17 protein-coding genes are annotated in these 16,898 nt (G+C 72.2%); 8 read left to right on the top strand and 9 right to left on the bottom strand.

What is annotated here, in order from left to right; all coding sequences use genetic code 11:
• Positions 1 to 4 precede the first annotated feature (4 nt).
• Positions 5 to 445, bottom strand: coding sequence for a DUF6415 family natural product biosynthesis protein (locus OG627_RS21620; RefSeq protein ID WP_329067525.1), 441 nt, complete (start codon positions 443 to 445; stop codon positions 5 to 7).
• Between the two features lie 167 nt (positions 446 to 612).
• On the opposite strand from OG627_RS21620, the gene OG627_RS21615 reads away from it, so the two are divergent.
• Entirely contained in the window at positions 613 to 2,019 is a 1,407-nt protein-coding gene (locus tag OG627_RS21615; protein WP_329067523.1) for a hypothetical protein, read from the top strand.
• Between the two features lie 40 nt (positions 2,020 to 2,059).
• On the opposite strand, the gene hutI is transcribed toward OG627_RS21615, so the two are convergent.
• The 4 genes from hutI to hutU all read right to left on the bottom strand — a co-directional run bounded on the left by hutI (position 2,060) and on the right by hutU (position 7,924).
• Entirely contained in the window at positions 2,060 to 3,274 is a 1,215-nt protein-coding gene (gene hutI / locus OG627_RS21610; protein WP_329067521.1) for an imidazolonepropionase, read from the bottom strand.
• A 140-nt stretch (positions 3,275 to 3,414) separates the two neighbouring features.
• On the bottom strand, positions 3,415 to 4,902 hold the full coding sequence (locus tag OG627_RS21605; RefSeq protein WP_329067519.1) for a formimidoylglutamate deiminase: 1,488 nt from the start codon (positions 4,900 to 4,902) through the stop codon (positions 3,415 to 3,417).
• Positions 4,899 to 6,086 carry an allantoate amidohydrolase gene (locus OG627_RS21600; protein WP_329072858.1) on the bottom strand — a complete coding sequence of 396 codons (1,188 nt, stop codon included), beginning with the start codon at positions 6,084 to 6,086 and terminating at the stop codon, positions 4,899 to 4,901. Before OG627_RS21600 ends, OG627_RS21605 begins: the two co-directional genes overlap by 4 nt.
• A 107-nt stretch (positions 6,087 to 6,193) precedes the next feature.
• On the bottom strand, positions 6,194 to 7,924 hold the full coding sequence (gene hutU, locus OG627_RS21595) for a urocanate hydratase (RefSeq protein ID WP_329067517.1): 1,731 nt from the start codon (positions 7,922 to 7,924) through the stop codon (positions 6,194 to 6,196).
• A gap of 124 nt (positions 7,925 to 8,048) precedes the next feature.
• Between hutU and OG627_RS21590 the strand changes: the two genes are divergently transcribed.
• From OG627_RS21590 to OG627_RS21570, 5 genes are all read left to right on the top strand, one after another.
• Positions 8,049 to 9,557: a diaminopimelate decarboxylase gene (locus OG627_RS21590; protein ID WP_329067515.1), complete on the top strand. Its 1,509-nt coding sequence runs from the start codon at positions 8,049 to 8,051 to the stop codon at positions 9,555 to 9,557.
• A gap of 139 nt (positions 9,558 to 9,696) precedes the next feature.
• Positions 9,697 to 10,194: a hypothetical protein gene (locus OG627_RS21585; protein WP_329067513.1), complete on the top strand. Its 498-nt coding sequence runs from the start codon at positions 9,697 to 9,699 to the stop codon at positions 10,192 to 10,194.
• Complete coding sequence (locus OG627_RS21580; RefSeq protein WP_329067511.1) at positions 10,191 to 10,985, top strand: transcriptional regulator; 795 nt, start codon at positions 10,191 to 10,193, stop codon at positions 10,983 to 10,985. The genes OG627_RS21585 and OG627_RS21580 overlap by 4 nt, the downstream gene beginning before the upstream one ends.
• A 55-nt stretch (positions 10,986 to 11,040) precedes the next feature.
• The gene (locus tag OG627_RS21575; RefSeq protein ID WP_329067509.1) at positions 11,041 to 11,475 is read left to right on the top strand and encodes a roadblock/LC7 domain-containing protein; all 435 of its coding nucleotides are present in this window, start codon (positions 11,041 to 11,043) and stop codon (positions 11,473 to 11,475) included.
• Between the two features lie 99 nt (positions 11,476 to 11,574).
• The gene (locus OG627_RS21570; RefSeq protein ID WP_329067507.1) at positions 11,575 to 11,949 is read left to right on the top strand and encodes a hypothetical protein; all 375 of its coding nucleotides are present in this window, start codon (positions 11,575 to 11,577) and stop codon (positions 11,947 to 11,949) included.
• Positions 11,950 to 12,047: 98 nt separating this feature from the next.
• Here the strand turns inward: OG627_RS21570 and OG627_RS21565 are convergent, their stop codons facing one another.
• Together OG627_RS21565 and OG627_RS21560 are read right to left on the bottom strand one after the other, a co-directional pair.
• Positions 12,048 to 12,617, bottom strand: a complete 570-nt coding sequence (locus OG627_RS21565) for a hypothetical protein (protein WP_329067505.1) — start codon at positions 12,615 to 12,617, stop codon at positions 12,048 to 12,050.
• Positions 12,618 to 12,730: 113 nt separating this feature from the next.
• The gene (locus OG627_RS21560) at positions 12,731 to 13,654 is read right to left on the bottom strand and encodes an NmrA family NAD(P)-binding protein (RefSeq protein ID WP_329067503.1); all 924 of its coding nucleotides are present in this window, start codon (positions 13,652 to 13,654) and stop codon (positions 12,731 to 12,733) included.
• A gap of 159 nt (positions 13,655 to 13,813) precedes the next feature.
• Between OG627_RS21560 and OG627_RS21555 the strand changes: the two genes are divergently transcribed.
• A complete protein-coding gene (locus OG627_RS21555; RefSeq protein WP_329067502.1) occupies positions 13,814 to 14,374 on the top strand; it encodes a TetR/AcrR family transcriptional regulator in 561 nt (186 codons plus the stop codon).
• Here the strand turns inward: OG627_RS21555 and OG627_RS21550 are convergent.
• Complete coding sequence (locus tag OG627_RS21550; RefSeq protein ID WP_329067500.1) at positions 14,358 to 14,573, bottom strand: hypothetical protein; 216 nt, start codon at positions 14,571 to 14,573, stop codon at positions 14,358 to 14,360. The two genes, OG627_RS21555 and OG627_RS21550, sit on opposite strands and share 17 nt — an antisense overlap.
• 460 nt (positions 14,574 to 15,033) lie before the next feature.
• Positions 15,034 to 15,393, bottom strand: a complete 360-nt coding sequence (locus tag OG627_RS21545) for a winged helix-turn-helix transcriptional regulator (protein ID WP_329067497.1) — start codon at positions 15,391 to 15,393, stop codon at positions 15,034 to 15,036.
• 152 nt (positions 15,394 to 15,545) lie between these two features.
• On the opposite strand from OG627_RS21545, the gene OG627_RS21540 reads away from it, so the two are divergent.
• Positions 15,546 to 16,499, top strand: a complete 954-nt coding sequence (locus OG627_RS21540; protein WP_329067495.1) for an alpha/beta fold hydrolase — start codon at positions 15,546 to 15,548, stop codon at positions 16,497 to 16,499.
• The last annotated feature ends 399 nt before the right edge of the window (positions 16,500 to 16,898 follow it).

The raw sequence follows: 16,898 nt of genomic DNA, 5'->3' as shown, positions 1-16,898 counted from the left end.
GGACTCACGTTCGGCGCCGCCCGTCGCGTTGCCGCTCGCGGTCCCGCTCCCCCAGGTAGTCCATGAAGGTGCGGCACATGCGTGCCATGGCCCGCATATGGACCCAGTTGGCCATGGCTCCCTCGCCGGGGCCGCCGTCGGTCAGGTCGTACCAGTCCTTGAGCGCGCCCTTCGCCCGTACGGAGTGTTCGGATTCGGGGATCGTCTCCACGACGGCGACGAGCCGCGCGCCGTGGCTGATCAGCCGGACGGTCAGATCGGCGATCTCGGCCGGTGGCGGCATCATGCGGTGCGGCGCGAGGGCCCGGTCCGCGTCGAGGCTGATGACGTCACGGTCCGGGACCGAGGGAAAAGTGGATGATGGGGTGTTGGTCGGGTGGGCGGTCGGCGTGGATTGCGTGGTGTGCGCGTTTTCGCCTGTGCCACCTGTTCTGTCGTCTGTCACTGTGGTCACCTTGACCCCCGTATTCGCGTTCTCTGCTGCTTTGCCGGTGCTTCTGTTCTCCGCTGCGACATGCCTCTATGACGAGAGAACCGCGTTATCTCCCTCCGCGAGTACCGTGGAGGAAGGTCTGATGATGAAAGCCATGAACGCATGGGGGAGTTGGAACCATGGCGAGTAATTCACGCACGCCCAACACCGGCCTGGCCGCCCTGCTGACGCAGTCGAAGTGGTCTCGTTCGCAGTTCGCACAGATCATCAATCGCATGGGCGCCGAAGCCGGTCTCGAACTCCACTACGACCAGTCGGCGGTCTCGCACTGGGTGGCGGGCACCATACCGAAGGAGCAGGTCAGGCCGCTGATCGTGGAGGCGTTCGCGCGGAAACTGCGACGGCCGGTCACCCACGCGGAGGCCGGTCTGCCGACCGCCCGCCACCGGCCGGACGGGTCGGACCCGTCCGGCGCCGGCCGGCCGCCCGACTCAACCGCCACACCGGGGAGTTCACGCACCAACACCCTGGAAGAGCTGGTCGACATGGGGAGAGCGGACATGGACCCCTCGCGCCGGAGTCTGATCGCCGCGGGGCTGTTCTCCGCTGCCGCTGTCGTCCCGCTGTTCCCGGATCTGGCGCACGCCGCCACCCCGCCGAACGCCGCTCCGGGGAAGCGGACGGTGCGGATCGGCGCCCCGCAAGTACAGGCCGTACGCACGATGACGGACCGAATAGCCGACATTCTCGATGAGTTGGGCGGTGGACACGCGCGCCCGATGGCGGCCGCCTTCCTCGTGAACACGGTCATGCCGTGGCTGAAGGCCGAGGCGCCCGAACCCATACGCAAGGACATGCTGGCCGCCGCGTCCGATCTGGTCTATCTGACCGGATGGATGGCGATGTACGAGCGGGCGCACGGTCTCGGCCAGCGGTACTACCTCCGGGCGCTGGAGCTGGCGGGCGCCGCCGAGGACCACGTCACGTACTGCCGCACGCTGCGCGGCATGTCGCTCCAGGCGTCGAACCTCGGGTACGGAAAGCGCGCACTGGAACTCGCGGACTCGGCCGCCGAGGCGTCGCCGAAGGCCGAGCCGCGCCTTCAGGCGTTCCTCTCGGGGCAGCAGGCCCACGCCGCCGCGATGGTCGGGGACAAACGCCAGGCCCTGGCCCGGCTCCGGCAGACGGAGACGGCGCTGAACAGGGCGGACGACCGGCGCGAGTCCGTGGGCTTCTACGACAGGACGGGGTATCTCTTCCATGTCTCGCACGTGCTGTACGAGTTCAAGGACCTGCCGGGCTCCATCTCCGCCCTCCAGCAGTCCCTGAAGGCGCAGCGGAAGAACGAGCGCCAGGGCCGCGTCCACTTCCTCGCCGTACTGGCGCAGCGCCAGCTGGAATTCGGCCATCTTGAGGCCGCCTGCGAGAGCTGGTCGCAGTTTTTGGTGGACTACGAGCACGTCTCGTCGGCGCGCGGGGACGAGCACTTCGAGACGATGCAGCGACGGCTGAAGCCGTACGAGAAGACGCGGGCCGTACGCAATCTGCGGCCGAGGATCAGTGAGATCGCCGTACTGAAGGCGTGAGCGCGCGTCTGCGCGGGCGGGCGTCCAAGCGTCTGCCCGTCTACGGGAGCGGGCGTCCGGGCGTTGGCGCGTCCACGGGAGTGGACCGCCTGCCGCCGCGCCAGACCGCCGTGACGAGCGGGACCCCCGGGCGGTACGCGAGATGGACATGGCTCGGGGCGTCGAGGAGGACGAGGTCGGCGCGGGCGCCGGGGGTCAGCCGGCCGATGTCCTGGCGGCGCAGGGCGGCCGCGCCGCCCGCGGTGGCCGACCAGATCGCCTCGTCCGGGGTCATGCCCATGTCGCGTACGGCGAGGGCGATGCAGAAGGGCATGGAGGAGGTGAACGAGGAGCCCGGGTTGCAGTCGGTGGAGAGCGCGACGGTCGCGCCCGCGTCGAGCAGCCTGCGGGCGTCGGGCCACGCGGCCCTGGTGGAGAACTCGGCGCCGGGGAGCAGCGTGGCGACCGTGTCGCTGTGGGCGAGCGCGTCGACGTCGGCGTCGGTGAGGTGGGTGCAGTGGTCGGCGGAGGCGGCGTCGAGTTCGACGGCGAGCTGGACGCCGGGGCCGTACGACAGCTGGTTGGCGTGGACGCGGGGGTGCAGGCCCTTGGCACGGCCCGCGGTGAGGATCGCGCGGGCCTGGTCGCCGTCGAAGGCGCCCTGCTCGCAGAAGACGTCGATCCAGCGGGCGTGGGGCGCGCAGGCGTCGAGCATCTCGCCGGTGACGAGGGCGACGTACGCGGCGGGGTCGGTGGCGTACGCGGGGTCGGGCGGCACGATGTGGGCGCCGAGGTAGGTGACCTCGTCGGTCTGTTCGCGGGCGATGCGCAGGGCGCGGGCCTCGTCGTGGACGGTGAGGCCGTACCCCGACTTGGTCTCCTGGGTGGTGGTGCCCTGGCGCAGGGCCTCCGCGAGGTACCGGGCGACGTTGGCGCTCAGCTCGGCGTCGGTCGCGGCGCGGGTGGCGGCGACGGTGGTGCGGATGCCGCCGGCGGAGTAGGCGCGGCCGGACATCCGGGCGTTGAACTCCTGAGTGCGGTCGCCCGCGAAGACGAGGTGGGAGTGGGAGTCGACGAAGCCGGGGACGACGGCCCGGCCGCCCGCGTCGAGGGCGTTGTCAGTGGCGGGTGCTTTGCTTGATTCACCGACCCAGGCGATGCGGTCGCCGTCGATGACGACGGCCGCGTCCTGGATCAGACCGATGGGGGTTCCGTCACCGAGGGAGGGGTCGTTGGTGACCAGACTGGCGATGTTGGTGAGGGCTGTGGTCGTCATCGCGGGGATGCTCCTGTTCAGGGGCGGCGGCTCGGGCTCTGGCGGCTTCGGGGGCGGCGGCTCGGGCGGCCTCTTCGCCTCGGGCTCCGGCGGCTCCGGCGGCTTCGGCGGCTTCAGCGGGGTCAGCGGCTTCGGCGGGGTCAGCCGCGCAGGGCGGCGACGGATTCGGCGAGCGCGGCGGGGACGTCGGGGACCAGGGTGTGGACCCCGTCCCGTACGAGGTGCCGGCCGCCCACGACCGTATGGCGTACATCAGCCGCGGAGGCGGCGAATACGGCGGTCTCCGCGCCGAGCCGGGGTTCCGGTCCGGCTGTCCTGACCGAGTCCAGGGCGATCGTGGTGAGATCCGCGAGCGCGCCCGGCTCGATCCGGCCCGCCTCGTGCCAGCCGAGGGCGGCGTGCCCGTCGGCGGTGGCGGCGCGCAGCAGCGCGGCGGCGGTCCAGTGGCCCCGGGTCCTGGTGCGCAGGCGCTCGTCCAGTTCCATCGCGCGCGCCTCTTCGAGGATGTCGATCACGGCGTGGCTGTCGCTGCCGAGCGACAGCGGGGAGCCCGCGCGCTGGAGGCGGGCGGCCGGTCCGATGCCGTCGGCGAGGTCGCGCTCGGTGGTGGGACACATACAGGTGCCGGTCCGGGTGGAGCCGAGCAGGGCGATGTCCTCGTCGGTGAGGTGCGTGCCGTGGACAGCGGTGGTGCCGGGGCCGAGGACTCCGTGGTCGGCGAGGAGCCGGGTGGGCGTCCGGCCGTAGGCATCCTGGCAGGCGTCGTTCTCGGCGGTCTGCTCGGAAAGGTGTACATGGAGCGGGGCCCGCCGCTCCTGGGCCCACCGCGCGACCGTGCTCAACTGCCCGGCGGGGACGGCCCGTACGGAGTGGATGGCCGCGCCGATCCTGGCGTGGCCGCGATCCTTGACAACTGAACAGCGTGCGGCCCAGGCGTCCGCCGTGCCGTCGGAGAAGCGGAGCTGGTGGCGGTCGGGGGCGGCGCCGAAGCCCGAGGAGAGATAGGCCGTGTCGAGGAGGGTGATCCGGATCCCGGCCTCGGCTGCGGCCTCGATCAGGGCCTCCCCCATGGCGTTCGGGTCGGCGTAGGGCGCCCCGCCGGGCGCGTGGTGCAGATAGTGGAACTCGCCGACGGCGGTGATGCCGGCGAGTGCCATCTCGGCGTACACGGCGCGGGCGAGCGCGTGGTACGAGTCGGGCGTGAGCCGGTCCGCGACGCCGTACATGACCTCGCGCCAGGTCCAGAAGGTGCCGGAGCCGACCTGGACGGAGGAGCGCAGGGCGCGGTGGAAGGCGTGGGAGTGGGCGTTGGCCAGGCCGGGCAGCGTGAGCCCGCGCAGCGCCGTGGCCCCGGGCGGCGGGGCCCCGACGCCGGTGCGGACCTCGGCGATCCGGCCGTCGGCGACGGTGACGAGCACCCCGGACTCGACGCGCGGGGTGGTCGGAGGGGTGGCCGAGGGGGCGGCGGCTGAGCTGGCCCGCACAGCGGCTGTCGGGCCGGCCGAGGCGGTGACGCCCGCGCTGTCGCCCGCCGCTGCGGTGGTGAGCCGGGCGTGTTCCAGCCAGGCGTGCTCCAGCCAGTAGGAGCGGTCGGCGCGGGGGGCGGCCGGCTGCGGCGGGGTCGTCATGTGCACGCGAGTCCTTCCAGTACGTCGGCGAGCGCCAGGACCCCGGCCACGCAGTCGTCCTCGGTGGCGTACTCGGCCGGGGAGTGCGAGACGCCGGTCGGATTCCGTACGAACAGCATGGCGGTCGGGACCGATCCGGACAGGATCCCCGCGTCGTGTCCGGCGCCGGTCCCCAGGACGGGCGGCTGACCGAGGATCTTGCCGAGTTCGTCCCGCAGGGCGTGCTGGAACTCGACGACGGGGCTGAAGGACTCCCGTACCACCCGCAGATCGATCCCGGCCCGGTCGGCGCTCTCCCGGGCGGCCCTCTCGATACCGGCCACGACGGTGTCCAGGGCGGGCTGGTCGGCGGCGCGGGAATCCAGCCAGCCACGGACGAGGGAGGGGATGGCGTTGACGCCGTTGGGCTCGACGGAGACCTTGCCGAAGGTGGCGAGCGCCCCGGCGAGTTCGGCCTCGCGGCGGGCGGCGAGGACGGTCTCGGCGTAGCTGAGCATCGGGTCGCGGCGGTCGGCGAGGCGGGTGGTGCCGGCGTGGTTGGCCTCGCCGTGGAAGTCGAACCGCCAGCGGCCGTGCGGCCAGATCGCGGAGGCGATGCCGACGGGGTCGCCGGAGAGGTCGAGGGCGCGGCCCTGCTCGACGTGGAGTTCGACGAACGCGCCGATGCGCGCGAGCCGTTCCGGGTCGGGGCCGAGGGCGGACGGGTCGTGGCCGGCGGCCTCCATGGCCTTCGGCAGCGAGACGCCGTCGCCGTCGCGCAGCGCGTGGGCCAGGTCCGGGGTGAGCCGGCCCGCCGTGAGCCGGGAGCCGACGCAGGCGAGACCGAAGCGGGCGCCCTCCTCGTCGCCGAAGTTGGTGATGGCGAGCGGCTTGCGGAACCGCGCGCCGCGTCCGCGCAGTTCGTCGAGCGCGGCGAAGGAGGAGACGACTCCGAGCGGTCCGTCGAAGGCGCCGCCGTCGGGTACGGAGTCCAGATGCGAGCCGGTCACGACGGCGTCCCCGGCGAGCGGGTCACCGAGCCAGGCCCACTGGTTGCCGTTGCGGTCGGTCTCGTAGGTCAGCCCGCGCGACTCGGCCTGGGCCCGGAACCAGGCGCGGCAGTCGGTGTCGGCGGCCGTCCAGGCGTAGCGGCGGTAGCCGCCGCTGTCGGCGGAGCGCCCGAGGGGCTTCAGCTCCCGCCACATCTCCAGGAAGGAGGCGGGCCGGGCGGAGGCGGGCCCGGTGGAGGGCACGCCTCCCCGCCCTCCCGGACCGCCCGGACCGGGAGGCGTGTCGTGCGGCTCGCGGGAGGTCATGCCGTGCCGCCCTCGGCCGGGGCGGCGCCGGGCGTGACGTCGCCCGGGTCCGCGTGGGCGTGCTCCCGCATCGGGATGCGGACGTCGCGCTCGTCCGCGACCGACTCCGCGAGGTCGTAGCCCGCGTCGACATGGCGGATGACGCCCATGCCGGGGTCGTTGGTGAGGACGCGGCGGATCTTCTCGCCCGCGAGCTTCGTGCCGTCCGCCACCGAGACCTGGCCCGCGTGGATCGAGCGGCCCATGCCGACACCGCCGCCGTGGTGGATGGAGACCCAGGAGGCGCCGGAGGCGACGTTGACCATGGCGTTGAGGAGGGGCCAGTCCGCGATGGCGTCGGAGCCGTCGAGCATGGCCTCGGTCTCGCGGTACGGGGAGGCGACCGAGCCGCAGTCGAGGTGGTCGCGGCCGATGACCAGCGGGGCGGCGAGTTCACCGGAGGCGACCATGTCGTTGAAGCGCTCGCCCGCCCTGTCCCGCTCGCCGTAGCCGAGCCAGCAGATGCGGGCGGGCAGGCCCTGGAAGTGGACGCGTTCGCCCGCCATCCTGATCCAGCGGTGCAGGGATTCGTTCTGCGCGGAGTCGCCCTCGGGGAAGAGTTCGAGGATCGCCTTGTCCGTCTTGTGGATGTCGGACGCCTCACCGGACAGGGCCGCCCAGCGGAACGGGCCCCTCCCCTCGCAGAAGAGCGGGCGGATATAGGCGGGCACGAAGCCGGGGAAGGCGAAGGCGCGCCCGTATCCGGCCAGTCGGGCTTCGCCCCGGATGGAGTTGCCGTAGTCGAAGACCTCGGCGCCCGCGTCCATGAAGCCGACCATCGCCTCGACGTGCCGCGCCATGGACTCGCGGGCCCGCAGCGTGAAGTCGGCGGGCTTCTCGGCGGCGTACGAGGCCATGTCGTCGAAGTCGACGCCGAGCGGCAGATACGCCAGCGGGTCGTGGGCGGAGGTCTGGTCCGTGACGATGTCGATGGGGGCGCCCTCGGCGAGCATGCGCGGCAGCAGCTCCGCCGCGTTGCCCAGCAGCCCGATGGAGAGCGGCCTGCGCGCGTCCCTGGCCTCGGTCGCGAGCTGGAGCGCGTGGGCCGGGCTGTCGGCCTTCACGTCGAGGTAGCGGTGCTCGATGCGGCGGTCGATGGCGCGCGGGTCGCAGTCGATACAGATCACCACGCCGTCGTTCATGGTCACGGCCAGCGGCTGGGCGCCGCCCATGCCGCCCAGTCCGGCGGTGAGGGTGATCGTCCCTGCGAGCGTCCCGCCGAAGCGCTTCGCGGCGACGGCGGCGAACGTCTCGTAGGTGCCCTGGAGGATGCCCTGGGTGCCGATGTAGATCCAGGAACCGGCCGTCATCTGGCCGTACATGGTCAGCCCGAGGGATTCCAGCCGCCGGAACTCCTCCCAGTTCGCCCAGTCGCCGACCAGGTTGGAGTTGGCGAGCAGCACGCGCGGCGCCCACTCGTGGGTCTGCATGACGCCCACCGGCCGGCCGGACTGGACGAGCATCGTCTCGTCCTGCTTGAGCGTGCGCAGCGTGCGGACCATGGCGTCGAAGGAGCGCCAGTCGCGGGCGGCCTTGCCGGTGCCGCCGTAGACGACGAGCTGGTCGGGGTGTTCGGCGACCTCGGGGTCGAGGTTGTTCTGGAGCATGCGCAGGGCGGCTTCCTGCTGCCATCCCAGGGCGCTCAGTTCCGTACCGCGCGGTGCCCGTACGGGGCGGGGTCCTGACATGGCGATGCCTCCTCCGGCGTGGAGCCACTGACGAATCCGTTGGTCAAACTATTCACATCCTGGACGGATGAATACTTGTAGTCAACAGCTGCGTGGCCGTCCCGCGGATGATTGGCTGGAGGACATGGCTTCGGTGCGGGACAGCGGCAAGAACGCGGATCACGACGCACGGCACGACACGGCCGGTCCGGGCGATCCGGGCGGCCCGGCCGGTCCGGGCGGCACGACGGCGGCGGGGACCGCGTCGACAACGGAGAACGGGACGGCGCCGGTGCCGGGGACGGCGACAGCGACGGGCCCCGGGGCCGACGCGGCCGCCCGGCGCGACCGTGCCGTGCGGGCGGCCGTGGAGCAGGGGCTGATCGCGGAGGACGAGCCGATCGTCGCCCTGCTGGACGTGGCCGGGATCCGCGCCTCGGCCGCCGCGCTCCGCGCCGCGTTCGACCGGGTCACCGCGCCCGGCACCCCCGTCCTGCACGCCTTCGCCGTCAAGGCCGCGCCGCTCGTGCCCGTACTGCGCCTGCTGGACGCGGAGGGCATCGGCGCCGAGGTCGCCAGCCCCGGGGAGCTGGCCCTCGCGCGGGCGGCCGGGATACCGGCGGAGCGCACCGTCCTCGACTCGCCCGCCAAGACCGTCTCCGAGCTGCGCGAGGCGCTCGCGCTGGGCATCGCCGTCAACGCGGACAACCCGCAGGAGCTGGCGCGCCTCGACGCGCTGACCGCCTCGGCGCCCACCGTCTCGCCGCGCGGCCTGCGGGTCAACCCGCAGCTCGGCGGCGGCTCCATCGGCGCCCTGTCCACCGCGACCGCCACCTCCAAGTTCGGGGTCGCGCTGCGCGACGAGGGCGCCCGCGCCTGGGTGGTGCGGGCCTTCCTCGACCGGCCCTGGCTGACCCGGCTGCACACCCACTCCGGCTCGCAGGGCGTCCCGCTGGAACTCATGGCGCGGGGCGTACGGGCGGTGTACGAGCTGGCCGAGGAGATCAACGCGGCGGCCGGCCGCCGACAGGTCGACACCGTCGACCTCGGCGGCGGACTCCCCGTCAACTTCGCCTCCGAGGAGGAGACACCGACGTACGCCGACTACGCCCGGCTGCTGAGCGAGACCGTCCCCGGACTGCTGGACGGGCGCTACGGCCTGGTGACCGAGTTCGGCCGCTCCCTGCTCTCCAAGCACGGCACGGTCCTCGCCCGCGTCGAGTACGCGAAGACCTCGGGTTCCCGTCCCATCGCGGTGACCCACGCGGGCGCGCAGGTCGCCACCCGTACCGTCTACGACCCGGCCTCCTGGCCGCTGCGCATCGCCGGGTACGACCCGGCGGGACGGCCGAAAACCGGCCCCGCCGTGGCACAGGACATCGCGGGCCCCGCCTGTTTCGCGGGTGACCTGCTGGCCGAGAACCGACCGCTGCCGCTGCTGGAGCAGGGGGATCTCGTCGCGGCCCTCGACACCGGCGCGTACTACTTCGCCACCCACTACTCCTACAACAGCCTGGCCAGGCCCGGTGTCCACGGCTTCTCGGTTCCCGCGCGCGGACCGGTCCGCTTCGCGACCGTACGGACCGCGCAGACCGTCGCGGAGATTGTGGCCGAATCGGGCGGGGCCCATCCGGACGCCCTCCTGGAAGGCTGAACCGAAAGCTCTCGGCCCGTCCAGAGCATGTTCCGCTGGAAAATGCCAGAACGCCCACCCCGCGCGCGGACGTTGCGTAATCTCTCGATTACCGCCGTACGACAGTGCGCCCGCGCGCCCGGCTGGGAGGGGGATCCGCATGCCCGGAATCGACGCTTGCCTGGAGGAGGCGATGACCCTGCCAGGAGCCCTCGGGGCGGCCATTGTCGACTGGACGAGCGGACTGGCACTCGGCACGGCGGGGCAATCGCCCAACGGCGACCACGAGGCCACCGCCGCCGAGACGGCCGAACTGGCCAGAGCGGCCGCCGAGTACTCGGCGTTCGCGCCCACGGCCAGACCCCCGACCCCGGCCAGACCCCCGACCCGCGCCCCGGCCCCGGCGTCCAGACCCGACGGCCACGCCCAGGCCCCCGCCACCACGCCTGGCTCCACCGCCGCTTCCGCAGGTGACAAGGGCCCGCCCGTCGAGGACCTCATCGTCACCACCCGCACCGGGTATCACATATTGAGCTTCGTGGAGACGACGTTCGACAGCAGCGTCTTCCTCCACCTCTGGCTCGACCGCGACACCGGCAACCTCGCCCTCGCCCGCATCCGCCTGGGGCAGCTCGCCGAACGGCTGGTGCTGGGATGACCGCCGGGACCACCACACCACCCGGCATACAGTCGGCCGTCTCCCCGATGCTCGTACGGCTCGCCGGGGAACGCGCCACCGGAGCCCTGCTGCGCGACCACGGCACGCTCTATCTCACCGACGGCCGCGTCGTACATGCCGAGAGCCCCGCCGCCCCCGGCATCGACGTCCTGCTCACCGCGGGCGGCCGATTACCGCGCGCGGGCTGGGAAGAGGCCGTCAACCGGGCGGGCACCCGCCGCGAGGTGGGCAGATTCCTCGTGGACAGCGGCCGGCTGCACGACGGCGAGCTGGAGATCTGCCATCTGGGCGCACTCTTCGACGCCGCCTTCTTCGCCCTCTCCCCCGGCAGCGGCCCCACCCGCTTCCGCTACGGGGTGGCGCACTGGATCGGCCCCGTACGCCCCGTATCCGCGTCGGCCGTCGAACGCGAGACGCTGCGCAGGCGCGAACTCCTCGACCAGGTATGGCCGTACGCGGCCGTCGACACGGCCCCCGTCGTCGCCAGGAAGCCCGCACCCGGGCAGGCCGTCACCCACAGACAGCGCGCGCTGCTGGCGCTCGCCGACGGCGTCCGTACGCCGGTGGCCATCGCCTGGGCCCTGGGCAGGCCCGCGTTCCACACCCTTCTCGACATCCGGCGGCTGGCCGCCGCCGGTCTGGTCGAGACGCCCGAGGAACCGGAGACGGCCGCACTCCCGACGCTCCCCGCGTGGGTCGCGACCGTCTCCGGCGATCCGGACATCGCCCTGCTCCGCCGGCTACGCGACGCCCTGGAGGCAAGCCTGTGACCCCCCGCTCCATCCACCGTCACCGTCACCCGGACCGCGCCGCGCCGTCATGGTCATGAGGCGCACGTTGCGGGCGCGTGCCGAGAGGAGACAGCTGATGACGGCAGAAGCCGACGTACTCGGTGAGCTGAGGCGCCTGCGGGCCCGCCTCCCCCAGCTCAGCGGGGCGCTCGCGGCCAGTACCGACGGCCTGGTGCTGGCCCAGGACACGGCCGACGTGGAGGCCGAGGGCGTGGCCGCCCTCACCGCCGCCGCGCTGGGCGTCGCCCTGCGGCTGACGGACGCCACGGGCCAGGGCGGATTCCGGGAGCTGCTGATCCGGGGAGAGCTGGGCTACGTCGCGACGTACGCGGCGGGCTCCTCCGCCGTTCTGACGCTGCTGGCGGATCCGAGGACCAATGTGGGCCGGCTCCATCTGGAGGCGCGCAGGTCCAGCGCCCGCATCGGGGAACTGGTCGACGGCGCCCTCGAACGGCTGGAGAACGCCTGACCGGCGACGACACCCACACCGACGCCGACACCACACGACACCCGGCCGCCCGGAACCCCCCGGGCCGCCGCCACCGGACGGAAGGGAAGCACGATATTCATGGCCACCACCGAAGCCGCTCTCAAGGAAGCCACCACCGTCATAGAAGGCGCCCTGGGGGCGGCCCTCGTCGACTACTCCAGCGGCATGGCCCTGGGCACGGTCGGCGGCAGCAAGGATCTCGACCTGACGGTCGCCGCGGCGGGCAACACCGATGTGGTCCGGGCGAAGGTCCGCACCATGGAGCTGCTCGGCATGAAGGACGAGATCGACGACATCCTCATCACCCTCGGCTCCCAGTACCACCTGATCCGGCTGCTCAAGGGGCGCGGCAACAGCGGGCTGTTCCTCTACCTGGCGCTCGACAGGTCCCGGGCGAATCTGGCGATGGCCCGCCACCAGCTGATGAAGATAGAGGCGGACCTGGAGGTCTGACGCCCGACGGATCCACCCCGGACCGACCGCAGGACCGGCGCCGACTCCGCAACGAGCCGACACCGGTCCTGGCGGCGGTCCTGTGGACCCCCCGGGGTTCAGCGCCCCCGACGCCGCGCCCCGCCGGCCACGGCGTCACCGGCCGCGAGCCCCGTCGTGCGGTACCCCTTCACCTGCTTGCCGACGGGCCGGCCGGACCCGGCCCAGTCGGTACGTACCCACAGCAGCGCCTCGTCCCGCCGCTCCCGCGCCCCCAGCCAGACGGCCTTCAGCCACAGCCCGGCGCCCGCGCCCGCCAGGACGAGGCCCCCGGCGATCGGCAGCGCGAAGGACGCGCCCACCGCGGCCAGGAACCCGGCGAGCAGCCACCACAGGTGCGCCCGCCGCCAGTTCCGCAGCGTCACCGCGCGGTCCTGGAGGTAGTCGTACTTCGCGGCCCGCGAGGCGCCGTCCGCCCACGCGGTATAGCGACGACGGCGTACGAGAGCGACCACGGCGGCGCACACGATGAACAGCGCGGCCCCGGCGTAACCGCCGATCCGGCGGCCGGTCAGCCCGGGAATCAGAAACCCGATCCCGGCCGCCACCAGCCCCAGCCACCACAGGGGCACCGCCCCCGCCCGTACGATCACTGCCACCCGTGCCAGAGACTGTCCGCCGCGCCCCACTACCTGCCTCCTAGAGCCGTTCCACGCCTGCGTGTGGCGCGCAGACTAACAACGCTCTCTGAGCATTTCCTGAGTTCGGCCGGGCTACTCGGGACGCCTCTCGTGGTCAAGCGTCAGGCCCCGGGCCTCAGGTGCTCCTCGGCCCACTCCGTGAAGCCGGTGAGCGGGATCCCGAGGTCCCGGGCGTACGCGGGGCGGGCGGGCTGGCCCACCTGGTTCAGCCACTCGTGCCCGGCGAGCAGTTGCGGTATTCCGACGACGCCCGCCTCCTCCTCGGTCATGTCCGGGGCGGTCAGCTCGACGCCCAGGGCGCGGGAGAGGACCTCGGCGACGCCGGTCATCGTCAACTGCTCGCTCGACAGCTCCAGTTCGACGCGGTGGAACCGCTCCGGCTCGGCGAAGGCCGCCGCCGCGGCGGCGCCGATGTCGGCGACCGCGACGAGGGACAGCTCGGTGCCGGGCCGCAGAACCGTCACCAGGCCGCCCTCGACGCCCTTCGGGAGCAGCAGGGACGGCAGCAGGAAGTTCTCCATGAAGAAGCTCGGCTTGAGGAGCGTCCAGTACGGGAAGCCCGCCTCGCGGACCCTGGCCTGGAGCCCGCTCTTGGTCTCCATGTAGTGCTCCAGCGCCGCCCAGCGGCCCTCCGCCCAGCCGGGCGCGGAGCGGTGCTGGTCGGCGCCGGAGACGGAGGCGTGCACGAACTGCGCCACCCCCGCCTCCCGCGCCGCGTCGACCAGGTTGCGCCCCTGGACCCACTCGGAGTCGCCGGCCAGATCGGTCATGTCCGGCATCTGCACGGAGAAGACGGCCCGCGCCCCCTCGGCGGCCCGCCGCACGGTGTCCGGCTGGTAGAGGTCGCCGGTGACCAGTTCGGCACCGAGCGCCGCGACGGCCCTGGCCCGCTCGCTCTCCGGGTCACGGACCAGGGCCCGCACGGGAACGCCCGTGGCGAGCAGGGCGCGAGCGGTGGCACCGCCCATCCTGCCGGTGGCGCCGGTGACCAGAACGGGCGCGGAATCTGCGGAATCTATGGACATGAACACTCCCAGGACAGACCGAGGACAGACCGGACCACATAAACGGCGGGGTCCGCCGTTTAACTCTTGGGTACGATACGGAGGGCCCCGCCACTTAGCAACCGCACGCTTCGAAACCGCACACCTCGAAACCGCACTTCACAACCGGGAGATGACGCCATGACCGCCCAGCGCGCGGACGCCCGGCGCAACTACGCCCGCATCCTGGCCGTGGCCGAGGAGGAGGTCGCCGCGCGCGGCGCCGACGCCTCCCTCGAACAGATCGCCCGCACGGCGGGCGTCGGCTCGGCCACGGTGCGCCGCCACTTCCCGACGCGGCCGGCACTGCTCGAAGCCGTCTTCCGGGAGCGGATCGAGGCCCTGCGCGTCCGCGCCCACGAGCTGACCGGGGCGGACGACCCCCGAGCGGCGCTGCTGGAGTGGCTGAGCGCGCTCAGCGCGTACGCCGCCTCCGCGCGCGGGCTGGCCGAGGCCATGGCCTCGGGCGGAGCGGCCGACCCGGCGTACGCGGGCGGCTGCGCCACGAACCTCACCGAGGCACTCGCACCCCTGGTGGACCGCGCCGCCCGCGCGGGCACCGTGACACCGGAGGTGACCGCCACGGACCTGGTCACCCTGGTCACCGGCATCGCCCTGGCGACCGAGCACCACCGGACCCCGGCGGCCGAGGCGGACCGGCTGCTGAGCCTGACCATGGCGGGCATCAGCCCACGGGGGTGAGCGGGGCGTCAGCGGGTACGGGTCCGGCCAGGACCCGTCCCGAGGACCGCTCGGGCACCATCACCGCCGGTTCCCCGGCCCTGCGTTCCAGCACCGCGAGGTCCGAGACCCCGTCAAGCACCCGGTCGACGGAGTCGGCGTCGGGATCGTTCCGGCGCGGGACGCGGATCGATCGCCACCACCCGGCCCTGCCGAACACCCCCGGTACGGAACGGAGCCACGCACACCGGCCGCCGCCCTGGTTGAGTGGGGTGGTGGCGCGTGGTTCTGGCGCCTGTCCGCCGGGTGTTGGCGGGATTCATGCCCCGCTGGTCACTGTCCGCTGCTGAGTGCCACACGGGCACCAGGCGGCCCGGAAAGGGCCTGGGAGGAGCCGGGGAAGGGCCCGTTGGGGCTCGGGATGGGGTTCATGTGTCGGGAAGTGCCTTTCGCGGAGCTACCGGCACAGAAGGACTCCAGGAGGTGCCCCATCCACCTCACGCGGCACATCTCTCCCAGCGGGTGGACCGTGTTCCTGGATGTGGGCAGGGCGCAACACGCCTGATTCGTAACGGTTGTTGAAGGCTGGTGGGCGGGCCCGGGGATCGCCGCCTGCTCTTCCTCGCACTGGGGGTCGGCATGGCGTCGGTGCCGTCCTGTGCGATGACGCGGCGGGTGTGTCAGCCGGGCAGACGTTGCTCGTCGTAGTCGGAGCGGGCGGTTTCGACTTCGTCGAGGTGCTCGACGAACCATTCCAGCATGGCTTGAAGGGGGGACCGCAGGGTCCGGCCCAGGCGGGTGACGCTGTACTCGATCGCCACCGGATCCGTGGACACGACCACTCGCTCGACCATGCCGTTGCGCTCCAGCCGTCGCAGGCACGTGGTCAGGGACTTCGGTGTGATGGCGGGCAGCTGCCGCCGAAGTTCGTTGAAGCGCCTGGGATGCTCGCACAACCCGTCCAGCACCAGCAAAGACCACTTGTCGAACAGCTGGTTGAGCAGCTGACGGCCGTCGTCATCGAGTTCTGCTGGCTTCACGTGGGTCTCCTCGGCGATACCTGATCTCGTTGCAGTCTACTTCTGCCACTAGGTATACAAGAGATATCGAACAGGGCTGTCGAGGGCCACGGCTGGCACGTCGGCTTCGCCGGGCGCCGGGCCCGACCGGGACGAGATATACGGAGACGCATATGACTGGCAAGGCGACCACTCACCCGAATCCGCTGGGTCGCGGCGGTTTTGTTGCCCACGCCTACCCCGAGAAGCAGGTGAACCTCGGTGAGATCACGATGAACTACGCGGAGGCGGGGTCACCGGACAAGCCTGCACTCCTGCTCATTCCCGAGCAGACGGGCTCCTGGTGGAGCTACGAGCCGGCGATCGAGCTGCTGACCGAGGACTTCCACGTGTTCGCCGTCGACCTGCGCGGACAGGGACGGAGTACCTGGACTCCGAAGCGGTACAGCCTGGACAACTTCGGGAACGACCTGGTGCGCTTCATCTCGCTGGTGATCCGGCGTCCGGTCATCGTGTCGGGGAACTCGTCCGGTGGGGTCCTGGCCGCCTGGCTGTCGGCGTACTCGCTCCCCGGCCAGATCAGGGGCGCGCTCTGCGAGGACGCACCGTTCTTCGCCTCCGAGCTGGTCCCCGCGTTCGGGCACAACATTCGCCAGGGAGCGGGCCCGTTCTTCGAGCTGCTCAGCAAACACCTCGGTGACCAGTGGTCCGTCGGTGACTGGGCCGCCTTCTGCGCTGCGGCCGAGGCTTCGTCGTCGAAGCTCGCGGGGTTCTTCCCGGCGAGCGCGGAGCCGCCTCAGAACTTCAAGGAGTACGACCCCGAGTGGGCGCGGGCGTTCTTCGAGGGAACCGCCGGCCTCAACTCTCCCCACGACCGGATGCTGGCCCAGGTCAAGACGCCTGTCCTGATCACCCACCACAATCGGGCGGTCGACCCGGAGACGGGCGATTTCGTCGGGTCGCTCTCCGACGAGCAGGCACAGAAGGCGCAGGACATCATGGCGACCGCTGGCGCCAAGGTCGACTACGAGTCGCACCCGGAAGCGCACCACATGATGCACCAATTCGACCCGGCGCTGTACGTGAAGCTGCTGACGGAGTGGTCCTCGGCCCTTCCGGCGGAGTGACCGGCAGCTCGGGCGTCCTCGTCGTCCTGCTCCCCCCCCTGTCGCCCAGGGTGCCGACGGGGACTCGTGACCCGCTGCTGGGTGTCGGGCGACCGGGAAGGGGGCCGTTGAAGCCCTGCCCCGGAGGCTGTGTGTCAGGGAATGCGTTTGGCGGAGCTACCGACACAGGAGCACTCCAGGAGCTGCCCTATCGGCATGAGAGGGCCGTTCGGGCAGCCGGGCCGCTGTGCCCGCCGCTGTCCCCCACCCACGGGCGGCCATTGGGGTCTCTAGCCCTCCCCAAAAGGTCTCCTGTGCCAACCAGCCCCCTTATCGGTCCTCAGGACACAAGACCTCCCCCTGCATGCCCACTGAGCACCTCCCCCGTCACACCCGCCCCACCCCACCCACTCCGAGTGA

It is taken from the genome of Streptomyces sp. NBC_01429 (genome assembly GCF_036231945.1).
GTDB lineage: Bacteria > Actinomycetota > Actinomycetes > Streptomycetales > Streptomycetaceae > Streptomyces.
This window is presented reverse-complemented; position numbering and strand designations above follow the sequence as displayed.